Source organism: Collinsella aerofaciens, assembly GCF_020709435.1.
GTDB lineage: Bacteria > Actinomycetota > Coriobacteriia > Coriobacteriales > Coriobacteriaceae > Collinsella > Collinsella aerofaciens_AU.
Window position 1 is genome coordinate 1 of record NZ_JAJFDP010000043.1, and the last position, 874, is coordinate 874.

The 874-nt window shown below is 72.3% G+C and carries 2 protein-coding genes; both read right to left on the minus strand.

The genetic code is table 11. From position 1 onward, the window contains the following. A partial coding sequence (locus LK493_RS10060) for a hypothetical protein (RefSeq protein ID WP_227790924.1) occupies positions 1-342 on the minus strand: 342 nt, incomplete at its 3' end. A gap of 139 nt (positions 343-481) precedes the next feature. Beyond that, a partial coding sequence (locus tag LK493_RS10065) for a hypothetical protein (protein WP_227790925.1) occupies positions 482-874 on the minus strand: 393 nt, incomplete at its 5' end.

Here is an 874-nt window from a genome sequence, read left to right on the forward strand (position 1 = left end):
GTCCCAGTCGCCCTCGCGGTCGATCGTGAGGATGTGGACGTGGTGGCTCGTGCCGTTGATGTGCATCGCCGCGTAGAACTCCACGCGGCTCTCGGGCACGCCGGTCATCTCGGAGAAGAGCCTCGGCCACTCGGACCGCACCAGCGCCTGCCAGGCGTCCAGGCGGTCGAGGCCGGCAGCTGGGGCGATGTCGTTCGGGACCGTGACGACGGTGGTGAGCACCGCGCCGCCGTTTTGGGCGATGGCGCGCCTGGCCTCCGCCACGGGGACCGGGCCGTCCGCGCCCCAGAGGCCGCCGGTCGAGCCGGTCCTGTTCGCGGCGTAGGCGGCCAGGCCGTCCACGCCGAGCCTCCTGCCGTCGGCCTCGCTGACCTCGATGACGACTCCGCGGCGTGTGCCGGCGTATGCCGCCAGGCCCGCGGCGGACGCCCTCGCGGACGTTCCCGCGCGGACGACGGAGTGGTTGACGATGACGGGCGGGCTAGCCATCGGCGCGCTCGCGCGCGCGGAGCTTCACCTCGTCGATTCGGCCGAGCCCGGCGCGGCTGAGCTCGCCGGCCTGCGCGAGGTAGTTCTTCCAGATGTCCGCGACGGGGACCTCGTCGAGCGAGGCGTAGGAGGCCTTGAGGACGTCGGCCGACATGAGGCCGGCCATGATGGCGGCGGTCATGGGCCGCGAGAGGACCGCGGCGATGCGGTCCTCGGCGGCGTCGAGCTTGCGCTCGATGTCGAGTGCGGCGACGTCCATCCGCGCGTCGACGACGCCGCGGATGAAATCTGCGACCTCGTTGCCGTAGAGGTCGAGCCCCTCCGTGGCGAGCGCCGAGCGCAGGAGCGAGCGGATCTCGTCGCTGACGTTGGAACCGTTGAGCTC